General features: G+C 52.9%; 1 protein-coding gene. It reads left to right on the forward strand.

All coding sequences use genetic code 11. The features are described from left to right. On the forward strand, positions 1–735 hold a 735-nt coding region (locus HR45_RS18900; RefSeq protein WP_194293700.1), incomplete at both ends, for a VCBS domain-containing protein.

The raw sequence follows: 735 nt of genomic DNA on the forward strand, positions 1-735 counted from the left end.
ACGGCACCAATGATGCACCGGTGATCACCTCCGACACTCAAACCGGGACTGTGCAGGAAGATACTACTCTCACCGCGAACGGTACGGTCACAGCCGACGATGTCGATAATGGCGCGGTACTTAGCTTCAGTGGTAATGCCACTGGTACCTACGGCAGCTTTGCGATTGACGCTGCCACAGGTGAATGGATTTACACCTTAGATAACGCCAACCAACAGGCACTGGCAGAGGGTGAAACCCATACCGACACCTTTACCGTCACCGTTACCGATGAGTTCGGAGCAACCGATACTCAATTGGTGACCATCACCATTAACGGCACCAATGATGCACCGGTGATCACCTCAGATACGCAGTACGGGACTGTGCAGGAAGATACCACTCTCACCGCGAACGGCACAGTCACGGCCGATGATGTCGATAACGGCGCAATACTCAGCTTCAGTGGCAATGCCACTGGTACCTACGGCAGCTTTGTCATTGACGCTGCCACTGGTGAATGGGTTTATACACTGAACAACGAATCGCCAATTGTACAAGCGCTGGCACAAGGTGAAACCCATAACGAAACCTTCACTGTTACTGTTACCGATGAATTCGGTGCTACTGATACTCAACTGGTGACCATCACCATCACCGGTACCAATGACAGCCCGGTTATCACCAATACCGCCACCGCCCTCAGTGGTGAAGTGGTGGAAGCGGGTAACCTCGATGACGGGACTGTGGTTGATG

This window comes from Shewanella mangrovi, from assembly GCF_000753795.1.
Lineage (GTDB): Bacteria > Pseudomonadota > Gammaproteobacteria > Enterobacterales > Shewanellaceae > Shewanella > Shewanella mangrovi.